This window comes from Pseudomonas salmasensis (assembly GCF_014268375.2).
GTDB lineage: Bacteria > Pseudomonadota > Gammaproteobacteria > Pseudomonadales > Pseudomonadaceae > Aquipseudomonas > Aquipseudomonas salmasensis.
In genome coordinates, this window is the sequence record NZ_CP077083.1 from 5,543,762 (window position 1) to 5,559,841 (window position 16,080).

Below are 16,080 nucleotides of genomic sequence, written 5' to 3' on the forward strand. Positions count from 1 at the left end.
GCGCTAGACCGGTCGGTCCCCACAAGGGCCGGCAGCATTTCCCTCATCCATAGGGAAGCCCTCTCTAAATTCCGATTCAGTAGTGTGGTATTTCCTCAAATGAAAGTGTTGAAAAGCCAGGATATCCTGGCGCTGGGCTTTATGACCTTTGCCCTGTTCGTGGGCGCCGGCAACATCATCTTCCCGCCTATCGTTGGTTTGCAGTCCGGGCCGCATGTGTGGATGGCGGCGCTGGGCTTTCTGATCACCGCAGTCGGTTTGCCGGTGGTCACCGTGATCGCCCTGGCCAAGGTCGGTGGTGGCATGGATGCGCTGAGCAGCCCGATTGGCAAGATCGCCGGTGGCCTGCTGGCGGCAGCGGCCTACCTGGCCGTGGGCCCGCTGTTTGCGACCCCGCGTACCGCAACCGTGTCGTTTGAAGTAGGCCTGGCGCCCTTGACCGGTGAAAGCCCGTTGGCGCTGTTCCTCTACAGCTCGGTGTATTTCCTGGTGGTGTTCTTTGTCTCCCTGTACCCGGGTCGACTGCTGGACACCGTGGGCCGTTTCCTGGCACCGCTGAAAATCATCGCCCTGGCCATTCTCGGCATCGCTGCGTTTGCCTTGCCCGCAGGTGAGGTGGGGGTTGCCACGCCGGAATACGTGGCCGCGCCGTTCTCCCAAGGCTTTATCAATGGTTACCTGACCATGGATACCCTGGGCGCCCTGGTGTTCGGCATCGTGATCGTCAACGCGATCCGCTCCCGTGGCGTTGAGTCGCCCAAGCTGATCACCCGCTACGCGATCATTGCCGGGCTGATTGCCGGCGTGGGCCTGGCGCTGGTGTACGTCAGCCTGTTCCGCCTGGGTTCGGGCAGCCATGCGGTGGCTGCGGGTGCCAGCAATGGTGCGGCGGTGTTGCACGCCTACGTGCAATACACGTTCGGCTCCCTGGGCAGTGGTTTCCTCGCCGTGCTGATTTCCCTGGCATGCCTGGTGACTGCCGTGGGCCTGACCTGCGCCTGCGCCGAGTACTTCAGCAAGGTCCTGCCGCTGTCCTACAAGACCCTGGTGGTGATCCTGGCGCTGTTCTCGCTGTTTGTGTCCAACCTGGGCCTGACCAAGCTGATTGCCTTCTCGATCCCGGTGCTGACCGCGATCTACCCGCCGTGCATCGTGTTGGTGGCCCTGAGTTTCTGTAAAGGGTTCTGGCAGGAACAGGGCCGTATCGTCGGCCCGGTGATGCTGGTGTCGTTCATCTTTGGCTGCATCGACGCACTCAAGGGTGCGGGCCTGGCGGGTTGGATGCCTACGCAGTTGGTAAACCTGCCGTTGAGCGAACAAGGCTTGGCGTGGCTGGTGCCGTCGGTGATGACGCTGGTGGTGGCGGTGGTGATTGACCGTATGCTGGGCAAGCGCAGCGAAGCCATCGCGTAACACGCGGTTTGTGCTGCACTGAAATGCCCCGTATCAAACGATACGGGGCATTTTTTTGAGTCGCAGGCAGTGTCTTTTTTTTGGGAATGGCGTCAAAAATCTCAAGTTGAAAACACCGGTCGGTGTGGGAGCTGGCTTGCCTGCGATGGCGGTACATCGGTTGGCGCGGTGGTGACTGCAAAGACGCTATCGCAGGCAAGCCAGCTCCCACATTTGGACTGTGTCGGCCCTATCATCCTGTGTACAAGGACCCGCATGTCGTTCGTTGAAGCCAATTGGATCCACCTGATCGCCGCCCTCTGGTTTGTCATCTGCTGGGGCGGCTACACCCGTTACGCAACCTGGAAAGCCCGGGACACCGCGTGCCTGGCCAGTGTGTTGCACCTGTACCGTGAAGACTGGATGCGCCGCATGCTGCTGCGCGACAACCGCATCGCCGACGCCAGTGTGATCGGTAACCTGGAGCGCAATGCCTCGTTCTTCGCCTCCAGCACCTTGATCATCCTCGCCGGTATCCTCACGGTGCTGGGGGCTTCGGAACGCGCAGTGTCACTGCTGGCGGACATTCCCATGGTGCAGCAGGCATCCCAGGGCATGTCGGAGATCAAATTGCTGTGCCTGGCACTGGTGTTCGTCTACGCTTTTTTTACCTTCAGTTGGTGCATGCGCCAGTACAACTTCGCGGCGGTGCTGGTGGGCTCGGCGCCCATGATTGGTGAGCGGCATGTGTCGGAGCAGGAGCGCAAGGCATTTGCTTTGCGGGCGGCGCGAGTGATTTCGATGGCGGCCAACCAGTTCAACTTCGGCCTGCGTGCGTATTACTTCGGCATGACCATGCTGGCCTGGTTTGTCAGCCCCTGGTTGTTCATGTTGATGAGCAGCGGGGTGGTGTTGGTGCTGTACCGCCGCGAGTTCCATTCGGATGTATTGCAGGTGATGGTGTATACGCCAACCGATATGCCGGCAGTCGAGGCCGTAAAAGACGGCGCATCGTAACGCTGGCAGCAAATCCCAGACAAAGAAAAGCCCGCTTAGTCAGCGGGCTTTCTTTTTGCTGCAATACAGCTTTAAACCCTGCGATTACTGCTTGGCAGGTTCTGCTGGTGCGGCAGGTGCAGCTTCTTTTGCAGCCGCTTCGTTCGATTCGGCCTGAGCTTTGGCAGCTTCGGCGTTTTCTTTCGCAGCGTCGTTCACTTTATCCTGTGCTTTAGCCATATCTTGCTGAGCTTGCTCAGAATGTGCAGCAGCGTCTTGGGCTTTGTCTTCGGATTTCTTGTCGCAGGCAGCCAGACCGAGAGCAGCGGCCAGCATCATGGAAATAGCTAATGTCTTACGCATGGGGTGTTTCTCCTTATTGAAGATATCTACTGGCCTTTCGAACCCAAGGGGCCAGCATTAGTTCCTTATGTCCCACAGATATATAGCATGTTTCGTACAGGAACTTTACCCGGTCATTCCCGTCCGCTGAATTCACACTAATAAGAGTCTAAAAACAATGACCGAAAACCCTTTGTTAGAGCGTGCCGTGCGCTTCGTTTCGGCCCTGCGCCATTGCCAGGTGCTGGGTGTGAGTGTTCATCAAGCCAGCGAGGAGGGCATGACCCTCGTACTGCCGTATGGGCCGCATATCGTCGGTGACCCCCTGAGCGGTGTGATCCATGGCGGCGCGCTCACCTCCTTGATGGACACCGCCTGCGGCATGGCGACCTTGTGCGTACTGCCCGAGTTCGAAGTGTGCCCCACCCTGGACCTGCGCATCGACTACATGCATCCCGCCGAACCCCATAAGCCGGTGTATGGCTTCGCGCAATGCTACCGGGTGACCACCGACGTGATCTTCACCCGTGGCGTTGCCTATCAGGATGACCCGCAACAACCTATCGCCCATGTGGTGGGCACGTTCATGCGCATGGGCAAGCGCCTCAAAGGCACGCAAGGGCTGGGCACTGTCATCAAGGGAGAGCAGGCATGACGCATCGGTTCAAGACCCGCCTGGAGCAAGCCCTCGATCGTGGCAACTACGATGCGCTGCTCGACCTGGTGCCCTATGCCAGGCTGATCGGCATTGAATGCACCCGCCTGGGGGATGAGTTGCTGTTTCGCCTGCCGGCCAGCAAGGACAATATTGGTAACCCCATATTGCCGGCGTTGCATGGCGGGGTGATCGCCGGCTTCATGGAGTTGGCCGCCGCCCTGCATCTGATGGTGTTTACGGGCGCTCCGGGCCTGCCGAAAATCATCGACTTCTCCCTGGATTACCTGCGCGCCGGCCAGTTTCGTGACACCTATGCCAAGTGCCAGGTATGGCGCCAAGGCCGGCGCGTGGCCAACGTGGCGATTACCGCCTGGCAGAGCACCCCGGCCGAGCCGATTGCCACCGCCCGGGCACATTTCAAAATTGAGGAATTGGCCCGCCCTTGAAATCCTGGCCTGAGCCCCCAACTTTGATGACAACCCGCCGCCAACCCTTTCGGGCGCGGCCACTGCCATCCAATTGGAGTTTGATGACCATGAGTGTGGAAACTCAAAAGGAAACCCTGGGCTTCCAGACCGAGGTGAAGCAACTGCTGCACCTCATGATCCATTCGCTGTATTCCAACAAGGAAATTTTCCTTCGCGAATTGATCTCGAACGCCTCTGACGCTGTCGACAAATTACGTTTCGAAGCCCTGTCCAAGCCTGAATTGCTGGAAGGCGGCGCGGAACTCAAGATCCGTGTGAGCTACGACAAAGACGCCAAGACCGTCACCCTCGAAGACAACGGTATCGGCATGAGCCGTGACGATGCGATCACCCACCTGGGGACCATCGCCAAATCCGGCACCGCAGATTTCATGAAGAACCTGTCGGGCGACCAGAAAAAAGATTCTCACCTGATCGGCCAGTTCGGCGTGGGCTTCTATTCGGCCTTCATCGTCGCCGACAAGGTGGAAGTTTTCAGCCGCCGCGCCGGCCTCGACGCCAGCGAAGGCGTGCACTGGGCTTCCAAGGGCGAGGGCGAATTTGAAATCGCCACGATCGACAAGGCTGACCGTGGCACCCGCATCGTGCTGCACTTGAAGGCCGGTGAAGACGAATTCGCCGATGGCTGGCGCCTGCGCAACATCATCAAGAAGTACTCCGACCACATCGCGTTGCCGATCGAGTTGCCCAAGGAACAGACCGTTGCCGAAGGCGAAGAAGCCCCGGCGGTGGAATGGGAGACCGTCAACCGCGCCAGCGCCCTGTGGACCCGTCCGCGTACCGAGATCAAGGACGAGGAATACCAGGAGTTCTACAAGCACATCGGCCACGACTACGAGAACCCGCTGAGCTGGAGCCACAACAAGGTTGAAGGCAAGCTCGAATACAGCTCGCTGCTCTACGTACCGGCCCGTGCTCCGTTCGACCTGTACCAGCGCGAAGCGCCAAAAGGCCTGAAGCTCTACGTGCAGCGTGTGTTCGTGATGGACCAGGCGGAATCCTTCCTGCCGCTGTACCTGCGCTTTATCAAAGGTGTGGTCGACTCCAACGACCTGTCGCTGAACGTGTCGCGGGAAATCCTGCAGAAAGACCCGATCATCGACTCCATGAAGTCGGCGCTGACCAAGCGCGTACTCGACATGCTGGAAAAGCTGGCGAAGAACGAGCCTGAGCAATACAAGAGCTTCTGGAAAAACTTCGGCCAGGTGATGAAAGAAGGCCCGGCGGAAGATTTTGCCAACAAGGAAAAAATCGCCGGCTTGCTGCGTTTTGCTTCGACTCAGGGCGAAGATGGCGAGCAGGTTGTATCCCTGGCTGACTACCTGGCGCGCGCCAAGGAAGGTCAGGACAAGATCTACTACCTGACCGGCGAAACCTATGCCCAGGTCAAGAACAGCCCGCACCTGGAAGTCTTCCGCAAGAAAGGCATCGAAGTGCTGCTGCTGACCGACCGTATCGATGAGTGGCTGATGAGCTACCTCACCGAGTTCGACGGCAAAACCTTCGTCGACGTGGCCCGTGGTGACCTGGACCTGGGTAACCTGGATTCCGAAGAAGACAAGAAGGAGGCCGAAGAGGTCGCCAAGTCCAAAGAGGGCCTTGTGGAACGCATCAAGGCTTCCCTGGGCGAAGCAGTCAGCGAAGTGCGGGTTTCCCACCGCCTGACTGAATCCCCGGCGATCCTGGCCATCGGCGAGCAGGACCTGGGCATGCAGATGCGCCAGATCCTGGAAGCCAGCGGCCAGAAAGTGCCGGACTCCAAGCCGATCTTCGAATTCAACCCGTCTCACCCGCTGATCGAGAAACTCGATGGCGAGCAGAGCGAAGAGCGGTTTGGCGACCTGTCGCACATCCTCTTCGACCAGGCCGCCCTGGCAGCCGGCGACAGCTTGAAGGACCCGGCCGCGTATGTGCGCCGACTGAACAAGCTGTTGGTTGAATTGTCGGTTTAACACCGTTGTAGAAAAACCCGCTTCGGCGGGTTTTTTCATTTGTAGGAGCGAGCTTGCTCGCGAAAAACGTCAGCGATAACGCGTACATCCTGAATCAACGCGGTGCCCTGAAGTTTTTCGCGAGCAAGCTCGCTCCTACCGTTGCATTAGCGTTTCTGCGTGTACCTCAACTGGAGTGAATCATGAGCCAAGTCACTGTACGTTCCGTGGTCTATCAGATTGATGGCCAGTCTTATGAAAGCCGTCTGGCGTTCGATGCAAGCCACAAAGGCCCGCTTCCGGGTTTGCTGATGGCGCCGAACTGGATGGGCGTGGGGGCGGGGGCCGAAGAGATCGCCAAGGCCGTTGCTGGCAAAGGCTACGTGGTGTTGATTGCCGACCTCTACGGGCAAAACGTACGGCCTTCAAATGGCGATGAGGCCGGAGCGGCGATGATGCCGTTGAAGAATGATCGCCCGCTGCTGAACAAACGCATGCAAGCCGCCTTCGAGCAACTGCAAGGCCAGACTGAAGCAGCAGTGGACACGTCGAAACTGGCGACCTTCGGCTTCTGTTTTGGCGGTTGCTGCTCTTTGGAGCTGGCCCGTACCGGTGCGCCGTTGAAGGCCGCTGTGTCGTTCCACGGCACCCTCGACACGCCAAATCCGGCGGATGCGAAGAACATCAAGGGTTCAGTGCTGGTGCTGCATGGCGCCTCGGACCCGCTGGTACCCAAAGAGCAACTGCCGGCGTTCGAAGATGAAATGAACGCGGCGGGTGTGGATTGGCAGTTGCTCAGCTACGGCGGCGCGGTGCATTCCTTCACCGACCCCCACGCCAATGTGCCAGGCAAGATGATGTACGACGCGAAGACCGCTGCACGGGCTTTCCAGTCGATGCATAACTTGTTGGATGAAGTGTTCAAGGGGTGATTCGTCGGCGCCTGTTGCGACCTTTTCGCGAGCAAGCCCGCTCCCACATTTGACTGCGTTCACAGGTCGAAATGTGGGAGCGGGTTTGCTCGCGAATGCTATTTAACAGGCAACTCGATTCTTTCTGACTCCCCCGGTACAGTGGGCCAATCCCCAGCCGCCCAGCGCTGCCTCGCCTGCTCGATGACCGCTGGATCACTCGCCACAAAATTCCAGTTGATCCGCCGTGGCCCATCCAGCGGCGCCCCGCCAAACACCATCAGGTGGCAATCACTCTCGGCATACAGGGTCATCTCCTGCCCAGTCGGCAATACCACCAGACTGTTCACCTCCAGCGCTTCACCGTCCAACTGCACCTCACCCTCCAGCACATACACCGCACGTTCCTCATGCTCATCGGCAATCAGCAGGGTCGTGGCGGTTTGCATCTGTATCTCGGCATACAGCGTCGGCGACAGCACCGGCACGGGTGATTTGAGGCAAAAACCATTACCGGCGATCAAGCGGATTTGCACACCGAGGTTATCGCTTATCGGCAAGCTCGCAGCGGGGTGATGGCTGTAGTGTCCCGGCCCCGTCTCGTGGTCCTTGGGCGAGGCCAGCCACACCTGCAGGCCATGCAGGTTGAAACCCCTGGCCTTGAACGCTTGCGGTGTGCGTTCGACGTGGGCAATCGCGCTGCCGGCGGTCATCCAGCTGACATCGCCGGCTTGCACCACCTGGTCCGAGCCAAGGCTGTCCTTATGCTGCAAGGCGCCTTCAAACAGGTAGGTGAGAGTGGACAGGCCAATGTGGGGGTGCTGGCGGATATTCATGCCGGTACCGGGCGCGTAGCGGGTCGGCAGCATATGGTCGAAAAACACAAAGGGCCCGACGCTACGGCATTCACGCGAGGGCAGGGGGCGCAGGATGGGCTGGCCTTCTACATCTTCGGGGCGAGGGCGAATTACGGTGAGGGTGGTCATGGGCATCCCAGTCTGAGCGGGTTGGATGCGATGAAGCATAACCCGCTCGGTGGGAAGTTGGGGCTATTGGCTGAAGGCGCCTTCCGACAATTTCGTCTCGATAGTGACTTCGGCGGTGGTCATCAGCTTATGTACCGGGCACTTATCAGCGACGCGGTGCAGTTCATCGCGCTGGGCATCGGTGAGCACGCCCTTGAGGGTCAGTTTGACGTTGAGCTTGTATTTACCCTTTTGCTCTTCGCTGCTGTCGTGGGTGACCTCCACGGTCACGCCGGTCAGCGGGATATCTTTTTTCTGCGCGTAGAGCCTCACGGTCAAGGCTTTGCACGAGGCCAGCGCAGCATCGAAATAATCGTGGGGAGAGGGCGCCGAATCGTCACCGCCCAGGCTCTTGGGCAGGTCGGTAAACAGCTCGTGATTATTGATGTTCACACTGTGACGGAAGTTTTCAGCGTTCAGCGTATTGACGGTAACAGGCATGGCAAACCTCGTGAGGGCGCAGGATGAAGGTCATGCAGTTATAGAGCATGCTGGCACTCCAGTGTTCCGGTTTTTTCCATGCTGAACCCTGAAGGCTGGCGCAAGGTCTACCCGTATCCGCCCTTATTGAGGTTTTACCGTGTCTGGAACCCGCCTGAGTCTCGCCTTGTTGCTCGCCGCCAGCAGCCTTGTCGCGCAGGCCCGTGACTATGCCTACAGCGACGCGCACCTGCATTACGTGGATTTTTTCCAGGAAACTGCCGGCATGGACAAGCTGCTCAAGGCCATGGCGGACAACCGCATTGAGCACGTCATGATTTCCGGGATTCCCGTGGCCAAGAAATGGCACGAAGACGAACCCAAGCGCCCGCGCTACTACGCCGGTGACGACGCCGATGCCTATTGGTACAGCGCAACGGATGTGATCGTCGCGGCGGCGGTCAATAAACTTTCCCCCGCGCAACGCCAGCACTTTCATCCCTTCCTTGCCGGCTTCAATCCCAACGACAAGAACTCTGCGGCCCATATCCAGCGCATGCTCGACCTCAACCCAGGGCTGTGGCAAGGCATTGGGGAAGTGTTCACCCGCCATGATGACCTTACCGCCCTTACCTCGGGTGATACGCCGCGCGCCAATAACGAAGCCATGACGCGCATCTACCACCTGGCGGCCGAAAACGACCTGCCGGTGATGCTGCACTCCAACATCACCTCCAAGCGTGAGCGCAACCCGCTGTACCTGGCGGAAGTCGAGCAGCCGCTACGCAACCACCCGCACACGCGTTTTATCTGGGCCCATGCGGGTACCAGCAAGGAAATCCACCGTCATCAGGTGCAGATGGACTTTTTGCTGCCTACCCTGACGCGCCTGCTGGAGGCGTACCCCAACCTGTATATCGACCTGTCCTGGAGCATGCTCACGCCCTATCTGCTGGATGACGCCGGCACGCCACGGCCGCAATGGGTAGCGCTGGTAGAGCGCTTCCCGGACCGGTTCATGCTCGGCTCCGACGTCGTGGGGCGCTTCAATAAATTGGGCAAGGAAATGCGCCGTTTCGACCCTTTCCTCGATGCGTTGCCCGAAGACGTTGCCCGCAAGGTAGCGCGCGACAACTTCCTCGCCATCCTGCCCAAGCCGCATCGCGATGGCGACGCGCGTTGATATCGCGTTTTGGTCTTATGCCAATGACCTGAGGTGCCGATAACGTCCAAGAGACCTGCTGCAGGTAGATGCAGTACTTTTGGAAGGAACCCTGGCATGAATATCCGCAGTTTGAATATCGCCCCTCGCGCCGGCCTGGGCTTTGGTGTGCTGGCGTTGATGGTGTTCGTCTTGGGCGGCTTTGCCCTGTTGCAGATGGCCAATATGCGCCAGCAGTCGGACCAGGTGGAAACCAACTGGCTGCCCAGCGTGATGGCGGTGGGGGAGATGAACCAGGATGTGTTGCGCATTCGGGCGCTGACGTTGCGCTTGCTGGTCAACCGCGACCCCCAGGCGGTGGCTCAGAACGAGCAGAAAATCACTGAGATCAAAGCTGATTTGCACAACGCTGAAGGCGTGTACGAGGCGTTGATTGTGTTGCCGCAAGAGCGCGTCCTGTTTGATCGCTTCAAGGTCGAAGAGCAGCAGTACCTGCAACGCCAGGAGCAGGTGGTGGGCCTATCCAAGGCCAATCGCCTGGAGGAGGCCATTGTGGTGGTCAATGGCGAAATGAATCAGATGGCCGACCAGATGGCCGTGACGCTGCGTGAACTGGTCAATCTGAACAAGTCCAGCGCCAATGAGGCCGCTCGGCTGGCACAGCAGGTGTTCAGCCAGTCGCGGGTCTGGGTGATGGTCATGATTGGCGTCACAGCGTTGATCACGATCGGCCTGGCGGTGTGGCTGACGCGCAGCATCGTGCTGCCCCTGGCGCAGTCATTGAAAGTGGCCCAGGGCGTTGCCAGTGGCGATTTGACGGGCGAGATCAGGCTCAGTGGCAGCGACGAGCCGGCGCGCTTGCAGCAGGCGCTCAAAAGTATGCAGGAGAGCTTGCGCGACACTATCCGGCGCATATCAGAGTCGTCGAACCAATTGGCGTCGGCTTCCGAAGAGCTCAGTTGCGTCACCGAGGATTCGACCCGCGGTTTGCACCAGCAGAACCAGGAAATCGAACAGGCGGCCACGGCGGTCAATCAGATGACGGTGGCGGTGGAGGAGGTGGCGAGCAATGCCGTGGCCACGTCCCAAGCCTCTCGCGAATCCGACCGTATTGCCCAGCAGGGGCGTGAGCAAGTCCAGCAAACCGTGGTGTCGATTGAAGCCCTGGCGACCGATGTGACCGCCAATGTGACCCAGGTCGAGGCGCTGGCGCAAAAGGTCTATGGCATCAGCACAGTGCTGGACGTGATTCGCTCGATTGCCGAGCAAACCAACTTGCTGGCCCTGAACGCGGCAATTGAAGCGGCGCGAGCCGGGGATGCCGGGCGCGGGTTTGCGGTGGTGGCCGATGAGGTACGAGCCTTGGCCCATCGCACGCAACAGTCGACCCAGGAAATCGAGCAGATGATCAGTGGGATTCAGCAGGGCACCGACCTGGCCGTCAGCTCGATGCAGCAGAGCAACACGCGGGCGCGGTCCACGTTGGACATCGCCAAATCGGCGGGCATGGCCCTGGAAGAGATTACCTCGGCGTTTACCTTGATCAACGAACGCAACCTGGTGATCGCCAGTGCCTCGGAGCAGCAGGCGGCGGTGGCGCGGGAGGTGGATCGCAACCTGATGAATATCCGCGACCTGGCGCACCAGACATCGACCGGGGCCAACCAGACCAGTGCGGCGAGCCAGGAGCTGTCGCGGTTGGCGGTGGATCTGAATTCGATGGTGGCGCGGTTTTCGGTGTAGGGCGGGAAACCGGGTTGGCCCATTCGCAGGCAAGCCAGCTCCCACACTGGACCGCGTTTCTTCAAGGTGAGCTCGGTCGAATGTGGGAGCTGGCTTGCCTGCGATGAAGGCGACGCGGTTTCAAATCAAAGCACAAAAAAAGCCCCGAACCAGTCGGGGCTTTTTCATGTGATCAACCTGCGGGGCTTACTTGCCCTGCCAGCGCTTCAGTACCAGGGTGGCATTGGTGCCACCAAAACCAAAGCTGTTGCTCATCACGGTGTCGATCTTGGCGTTTTCAACGGTCTTGGTCAGGATCGGCATATCGGCCACAACCGGATCAATCTCGTCGATGTTGGCCGAGCCGGCCATGAAGTTGCCTTCCATCATCAGCAGGCAGTAGATCGCTTCGTGAACGCCAGCGGCGCCCAGGGAGTGACCCGACAGGCTCTTGGTGGAGCTGATCTTCGGAGCCTTGTCGCCGAATACCGCACGTACACCTTCCATTTCCTTGGCATCGCCGACCGGGGTCGAGGTGCCGTGGGTGTTCAGGTAGTCGATTGGGGTGTCGACGGTGGACATTGCCATCTGCATGCAGCGGATGGCGCCTTCACCGCTTGGCGCAACCATGTCGTAGCCGTCGGACGTCGCGCCGTAGCCAACGATTTCCGCGTAGATTTTGGCGCCACGGGCCAGGGCGTGTTCCAGCTCTTCGACCACGACCATGCCGCCACCGCCGGCGATGACGAAACCGTCACGCTTGGCGTCGTAGGCGCGGGAGGCTTTTTCCGGGGTTTCGTTGTACTGGGTGGACAATGCGCCCATGGCGTCGAACAGGAACGACTGGCTCCAATGCTCTTCTTCACCGCCGCCGGCGAACACGATGTCCTGCTTGCCCAGTTGGATCTGCTCAACGGCAGTCCCGATGCAGTGGGCGCTGGTGGCGCACGCGGAGGAGATCGAGTAGTTCACGCCCTTGATCTGGAATGGCGTGGCCAGGCAGGCTGAAACGGTGCTGCCCATGGTCCGCGTGACACGGTACGGGCCGACGCGCTTCACGCCTTTTTCGCGCAGGATGTCCAGCGCTTCCATCTGGTTGAGGGTCGATGCGCCGCCGGAGCCGGCGATCAGGCCGGTGCGTACGTTCGAAACCTGGTCTTCGCTCAGGCCGGAGTCGGCGATTGCGTCTTTCATGGCCAGGTAGGCGTAGGCGGCAGCGTGGCCGACGAAGCGATAGATCTTGCGATCGATCAGTTCTTCGAGGGGCAGGTCAATGGAGCCGGAAACCTGGCTACGCAGACCCATTTCGGCATATTCCGGGTTGAAGCGGATGCCAGGGCGACTTGCACGCAGGTTAGCGGTGACGGTCTCTTTGTCATTGCCCAGGCAAGAAACGATGCCCAGACCAGTGATAACGACGCGGCGCATGCGGATAACCCTTAAAAGTTGTCAGTGGAAGTGAATACGCCGACCCGAAGGCCTTCGGCAGTATAGATCTCGCGACCGTCGACAGTCACCGAACCGTCGGCAATGGCCAGGTTCAGCTTGCCCTTGAGGACGCGCTTGATTTGAATGTTATAGGTGACTTTCTTGGCGCTCGGCAGTACCTGGCCAAAGAACTTCACTTCCCCCGAACCCAGGGCGCGACCGCGGCCCGGCAGGCCTTGCCAGCCCAGGTAGAAACCGACCAGCTGCCACATGGCGTCAAGGCCCAGGCAGCCTGGCATCACAGGGTCACCTTCGAAGTGGCAAGCGAAGAACCACAGGTCAGGGGTGATATCCAGCTCGGCGACCAATTCACCTTTGCCGTACTTGCCACCCTCTTCGCTGATATGGGTGATGCGATCCACCATCAGCATGTTCGGGGCGGGCAGTTGCGCGTTACCTGGGCCGAACAGCTCACCGCGACTGCAGCGCAGCAGGTCTTCCCGAGTAAAGGCGTTTTGTTTGGTCATGCGAGCTCCTCAATAATCCCATGCGGCAGGGTAGGGCAAATCTTCCCGAACCGAATGAAGCGTTCATGCCTCATAGCGGCAGCCTACACATAGACTATTGCGTTGTAGTGAAAGTCACAGCGGCAAGGCACTGAATGTACACTTGTTCACTGAAATTTTAAACCGGGCCTGTTTATCGGCCCGTTCGGGTGCCTAAGACTGCCGCACTTTCGTCTTTCACGCCAGTCGCAGTTGGCTGATGGCGCGGCGCTACTGCACCCAACGCTGTAGGATTTTCTGCAAATCCGTGCGTTTGAACGGCTTGGCCAGGTAATCGTTCATTCCGGCTGCCAGGCAGGCTTCGCGGTCGCCCTGCAAGGCGTTGGCGGTCAGGGCGATGATCGGCAGGTCGGCGCAACCGGGCAGTTGGCGAATTTGCCGCGTGGCTTCGTAGCCGTCGATCAAGGGCAGGCGGCAATCCATCAGGATGGCGGTGAAGATCAGGCTCTCGGCGCTGCGGATCGCCTCGGCGCCGTCCGTGGCCAGGCTGACTTCAAAGCCCAGGCTGCGCAGCATCGCTTCGACCACGGTGCGGTTGACCGGGTTGTCTTCCACCAGCAGCACATGGCGGCCATCCCCGGCGCTGGCTTTGCCAGGCGCGTCGGGAGCAGCGGCTGCCAGCTGTTGCTGGTCGATGGCCAGCGGAATTTCCAAGGTGAACACTGAGCCTCGACCTTCTTCGCTCTGGGCGCGCAAGGTGCCCCCCATGCGCTCGGCCAGGGTGCGCGCAATGGGCAGGCCCAGGCCCGTGCCACCGTAACGCCTGGAAATGGAGCTGTCGGCCTGCTGGAAGGCATCGAACATCAAATCCAGGCGTTCGGCAGAAATACCGATGCCGCTGTCGCGTACGGTGCAGGTGAACCACACCAACTCATGGTCCAGGGTCTGCCAGTGGGGCTCGACGGTCACGCTGCCATGTTCGGTAAATTTCAATGCATTGCCGATCAGGTTCACCAGAATCTGGCGGATCCGCGTCGGGTCGCCGCGCACTCGCAGGGCCTCCAGGCCCATGGGGATGGGCAACTCCAGGCTCAGCCCGCGCTGCTGGGCACTGTGCTGGAACGCCTGGGCGCAGCTATTGATCAGGTCCGCCAGGTTGAACGCAATATGTTCCAGTTCCAGCGCGGCGCGTTCAATGCGTGAGAAGTCGAGGATGTCATTGATCACCTTGAGCAAATGCTCGGTGGACTCCGAAGCCAGCGCCGCATACTCGGTCTGCTCCTCGGTCATCTCGGTGGTTTCCAACAGTTGCAGCATGCCCAGCACACCATTCATGGGCGTGCGCAGTTCGTGGCTCATCATCGCCAGGAAATCCGACTTGGCGTTGTTCGCCCGCTCGGCTTCTTCGCGGGTCTGGATCAACTGGGCCATGGCTTGCTGCTGTTCGCGACTGGCCTGTTGAAGGCCCTCGGCCAGGTTGTTGATATGCCGCGAGAGGTCGCCCAATTCCGAGTCATCGACGATCGGCAGTGGCGTTTTGTAGTCGCCTTGCTGGATGGCCTTGACCGCATGCCCCATGGCGCTGATCGGCTTTGACAGGCTTGCCGACAAGCGCCGCGCCAGCAGGAAGGTAAACAGCAGGGCGAACAGCGCCAGGATCCCGGCCTTGAACAGGATCTCCTGCTGGCGCTGGCTGAACGCATCATTGGACATGCCCACGATCACCCGCCCCAGGTAGTCCGCGCGGGGGGCCTTGGGTTCGTTGAGGTTGTCCTGAAAGAAGTCATTGTTGAGCTGGATGTGTTGCAGGCGGATCGGTGCCTGGAACACCTTCACCGACAGCGAGCGATCATGTCGCTCGGACGGCTGCTCCACGTACACCAGGATGTTCTCGGCGCTGTCCTGGATCTCCAGGAAGCGTACATGGGGCGTGGCCAGGGTTGCACGCAGCAGGGATTCAAGCACGTCGTTGTTGCCGGAAATCACGCCGTACTCAGTGGCGGGCGCCAGCTGGTTGGCGATCAATTGACCGGTGTGGTCCAGTTCCTGGCGCAAGTCCTGGATCCGCACGAAGGTAAAGAAGGTGATGAGCAGCAGGGTCAACAGCAGCGCGGGGCCCAGAGTAATGAGCTGGGTGCGGGTGTTGATATCCCAGCGACGACGCAAGGTCATGGGCGTTTTTCTCCTTCGGCCAAGCGGGCAGCAACGGCGACTTCATCGACCTGTTCGATGCCCAGTGAGCGTGCGACTTGCGGGTTGCCCACGACTTTGAAGTGGTGCGGGTAGAGCGTGTTCGGCCAATTGGTCGGCGGCTGGTCCAGCAGGTGATTCAGCACGGCGAGCCAGTCGGCCTGATCGCTGTAGGTGCTGGCCAGGCTGCCGGCCCGCACAAACCCGGCATTGGGCCCTACCAACGGCAGTTGTTGGGCATAACTGCTCAGCAACAGGTTTTTCACGGTTTTGGGGTTGTACAGGTTCGGGTCGTCCAGGCCCAGTAGCACGTCGCTGTTCTTGAACAGGTTTTGCAGCGGGCGGCTGTCACTGGTGTTCTCCCAGAGCTGGGGCATGATTTCCAGGCCCATGGGCTTGGCAGATTGAGTCAGTTCGCGCAGCAGGAACTCACTGCCTGCATCGTAAAGCACGCCAACGCGCTGGGCCTGGGGCAGGATATGGGCGATCAGGCGCAACTGACGGTCCAGGGGCGGGTCGCTCCAGAGCAGGCTGATTTTCGCCGGGTGCGTGTTGCCCAGGCGTTGCCGGGCCTGCAGGCGGCTGATGCGCAAAACCAGGGTGGGCGGCCCCTGGGCATCCTGCAGGCGCCAGTCGAGGCCGGGCAGGTCGAGGAGGATCAAGCGGGTACTGGCGGGCAAGTCCCTGGGCGCCGGCAACTCGTTGAGGGGGGTAAAGCTGACTTGGTCGTCGGGGCGCTGTTGGGCAAGGGCCTGGGTAAAGGCGCGCACACCGGCGCCGTCCTCGGCGGCCGTGAGCAGGATGCTGGCACTCCAGGCCGGCGCTGCCAGCAGCAGGCACGCAAGCAGCAGGCCTCGGCGCCACAACCGTGAGATTAAGAAGAGGGTCATCCGTGACTGATCGGCCATG

At 60.1% G+C, this 16,080-nt stretch carries 14 protein-coding genes and 2 pseudogenes; 9 read left to right on the plus strand and 7 right to left on the minus strand.

What is annotated here, in order from left to right:
• Positions 1–99: 99 nt before the first annotated feature.
• Together brnQ and HU731_RS24980 are read left to right on the plus strand one after the other, a co-directional pair.
• The gene (gene brnQ / locus HU731_RS24975; RefSeq protein WP_186608061.1) at positions 100–1,413 is read left to right on the plus strand and encodes a branched-chain amino acid transport system II carrier protein; all 1,314 of its coding nucleotides are present in this window, start codon (positions 100–102) and stop codon (positions 1,411–1,413) included.
• A 255-nt stretch (positions 1,414–1,668) separates the two neighbouring features.
• The gene (locus HU731_RS24980; protein WP_032892632.1) at positions 1,669–2,409 is read left to right on the plus strand and encodes a DUF599 domain-containing protein; all 741 of its coding nucleotides are present in this window, start codon (positions 1,669–1,671) and stop codon (positions 2,407–2,409) included.
• Between the two features lie 84 nt (positions 2,410–2,493).
• Here the strand turns inward: HU731_RS24980 and HU731_RS24985 are convergent, their stop codons facing one another.
• Complete coding sequence (locus HU731_RS24985; RefSeq protein ID WP_003190018.1) at positions 2,494–2,751, minus strand: hypothetical protein; 258 nt, start codon at positions 2,749–2,751, stop codon at positions 2,494–2,496.
• Between the two features lie 157 nt (positions 2,752–2,908).
• Between HU731_RS24985 and HU731_RS24990 the strand changes: the two genes are divergently transcribed.
• The 4 genes from HU731_RS24990 to HU731_RS25005 all read left to right on the plus strand — a co-directional run bounded on the left by HU731_RS24990 (position 2,909) and on the right by HU731_RS25005 (position 6,739).
• A complete protein-coding gene (locus HU731_RS24990) occupies positions 2,909–3,385 on the plus strand; it encodes a PaaI family thioesterase (protein WP_032892630.1) in 477 nt (158 codons plus the stop codon).
• Positions 3,382–3,834 carry a PaaI family thioesterase gene (locus HU731_RS24995; RefSeq protein ID WP_186608060.1) on the plus strand — a complete coding sequence of 151 codons (453 nt, stop codon included), beginning with the start codon at positions 3,382–3,384 and terminating at the stop codon, positions 3,832–3,834. The genes HU731_RS24990 and HU731_RS24995 overlap by 4 nt, the downstream gene beginning before the upstream one ends.
• A gap of 89 nt (positions 3,835–3,923) precedes the next feature.
• Positions 3,924–5,828 (plus strand): molecular chaperone HtpG, encoded by a 1,905-nt coding sequence (gene htpG, locus HU731_RS25000; protein ID WP_032897536.1) that lies wholly within the window; start codon positions 3,924–3,926, stop codon positions 5,826–5,828.
• A gap of 182 nt (positions 5,829–6,010) precedes the next feature.
• Positions 6,011–6,739 carry a dienelactone hydrolase family protein gene (locus HU731_RS25005; RefSeq protein ID WP_186608059.1) on the plus strand — a complete coding sequence of 243 codons (729 nt, stop codon included), beginning with the start codon at positions 6,011–6,013 and terminating at the stop codon, positions 6,737–6,739.
• Between the two features lie 98 nt (positions 6,740–6,837).
• On the opposite strand, the gene HU731_RS25010 is transcribed toward HU731_RS25005, so the two are convergent.
• Positions 6,838–7,704, minus strand: a complete 867-nt coding sequence (locus HU731_RS25010; RefSeq protein WP_186608058.1) for a pirin family protein — start codon at positions 7,702–7,704, stop codon at positions 6,838–6,840.
• A 63-nt stretch (positions 7,705–7,767) separates the two neighbouring features.
• Complete coding sequence (locus HU731_RS25015; RefSeq protein ID WP_186608057.1) at positions 7,768–8,184, minus strand: OsmC family protein; 417 nt, start codon at positions 8,182–8,184, stop codon at positions 7,768–7,770.
• 139 nt (positions 8,185–8,323) lie between these two features.
• Between HU731_RS25015 and HU731_RS25020 the strand changes: the two genes are divergently transcribed.
• The 3 genes and pseudogenes from HU731_RS25020 to HU731_RS29015 all read left to right on the plus strand — a co-directional run.
• Entirely contained in the window at positions 8,324–9,346 is a 1,023-nt protein-coding gene (locus tag HU731_RS25020) for an amidohydrolase family protein (protein ID WP_186608056.1), read from the plus strand.
• Between the two features lie 159 nt (positions 9,347–9,505).
• A pseudogene (locus HU731_RS29010) lies at positions 9,506–10,165 on the plus strand (MCP four helix bundle domain-containing protein); the annotation flags it as partial.
• A gap of 306 nt (positions 10,166–10,471) precedes the next feature.
• A pseudogene (locus HU731_RS29015) lies at positions 10,472–11,068 on the plus strand (methyl-accepting chemotaxis protein); the annotation flags it as partial.
• Between the two features lie 186 nt (positions 11,069–11,254).
• Here HU731_RS29015 and fabB read toward each other — a convergent pair.
• The 4 genes from fabB to HU731_RS25045 all read right to left on the minus strand — a co-directional run bounded on the left by fabB (position 11,255) and on the right by HU731_RS25045 (position 16,079).
• On the minus strand, positions 11,255–12,475 hold the full coding sequence (fabB, locus tag HU731_RS25030; protein ID WP_003190033.1) for a beta-ketoacyl-ACP synthase I: 1,221 nt from the start codon (positions 12,473–12,475) through the stop codon (positions 11,255–11,257).
• Between the two features lie 11 nt (positions 12,476–12,486).
• Positions 12,487–13,002 carry a 3-hydroxyacyl-[acyl-carrier-protein] dehydratase FabA gene (gene fabA, locus HU731_RS25035; protein ID WP_003190035.1) on the minus strand — a complete coding sequence of 172 codons (516 nt, stop codon included), beginning with the start codon at positions 13,000–13,002 and terminating at the stop codon, positions 12,487–12,489.
• 249 nt (positions 13,003–13,251) lie between these two features.
• Positions 13,252–15,153, minus strand: a complete 1,902-nt coding sequence (locus tag HU731_RS25040; RefSeq protein ID WP_186608054.1) for an ATP-binding protein — start codon at positions 15,151–15,153, stop codon at positions 13,252–13,254.
• A complete protein-coding gene (locus HU731_RS25045) occupies positions 15,150–16,079 on the minus strand; it encodes an ABC transporter substrate binding protein (protein WP_186608053.1) in 930 nt (309 codons plus the stop codon). Before HU731_RS25045 ends, HU731_RS25040 begins: the two co-directional genes overlap by 4 nt.
• Between the last annotated feature and the right edge of the window lies 1 nt (position 16,080).

Bases quoted from the DNA above. Each gene is read 5' to 3' on its own strand.
- brnQ (WP_186608061.1), top strand. From the start codon at position 100: ATGAAAGTGTTGAAAAGCCAGGATATCCTGGCGCTGGGCTTTATGACC.
- HU731_RS24980 (WP_032892632.1), top strand. From the start codon at position 1,669: ATGTCGTTCGTTGAAGCCAATTGGATCCACCTGATCGCCGCCCTCTGG.
- HU731_RS25045 (WP_186608053.1), bottom strand. From the start codon at position 16,079: ATGGCCGATCAGTCACGGATGACCCTCTTCTTAATCTCACGGTTGTGG.
- HU731_RS24985 (WP_003190018.1), bottom strand. From the start codon at position 2,751: ATGCGTAAGACATTAGCTATTTCCATGATGCTGGCCGCTGCTCTCGGT.
- HU731_RS25005 (WP_186608059.1), top strand. From the start codon at position 6,011: ATGAGCCAAGTCACTGTACGTTCCGTGGTCTATCAGATTGATGGCCAG.
- HU731_RS25015 (WP_186608057.1), bottom strand. From the start codon at position 8,184: ATGCCTGTTACCGTCAATACGCTGAACGCTGAAAACTTCCGTCACAGT.
- htpG (WP_032897536.1), top strand. From the start codon at position 3,924: ATGAGTGTGGAAACTCAAAAGGAAACCCTGGGCTTCCAGACCGAGGTG.
- fabB (WP_003190033.1), bottom strand. From the start codon at position 12,475: ATGCGCCGCGTCGTTATCACTGGTCTGGGCATCGTTTCTTGCCTGGGC.
- HU731_RS24990 (WP_032892630.1), top strand. From the start codon at position 2,909: ATGACCGAAAACCCTTTGTTAGAGCGTGCCGTGCGCTTCGTTTCGGCC.
- HU731_RS25040 (WP_186608054.1), bottom strand. From the start codon at position 15,153: ATGACCTTGCGTCGTCGCTGGGATATCAACACCCGCACCCAGCTCATT.
- HU731_RS25010 (WP_186608058.1), bottom strand. From the start codon at position 7,704: ATGACCACCCTCACCGTAATTCGCCCTCGCCCCGAAGATGTAGAAGGC.
- fabA (WP_003190035.1), bottom strand. From the start codon at position 13,002: ATGACCAAACAAAACGCCTTTACTCGGGAAGACCTGCTGCGCTGCAGT.
- HU731_RS24995 (WP_186608060.1), top strand. From the start codon at position 3,382: ATGACGCATCGGTTCAAGACCCGCCTGGAGCAAGCCCTCGATCGTGGC.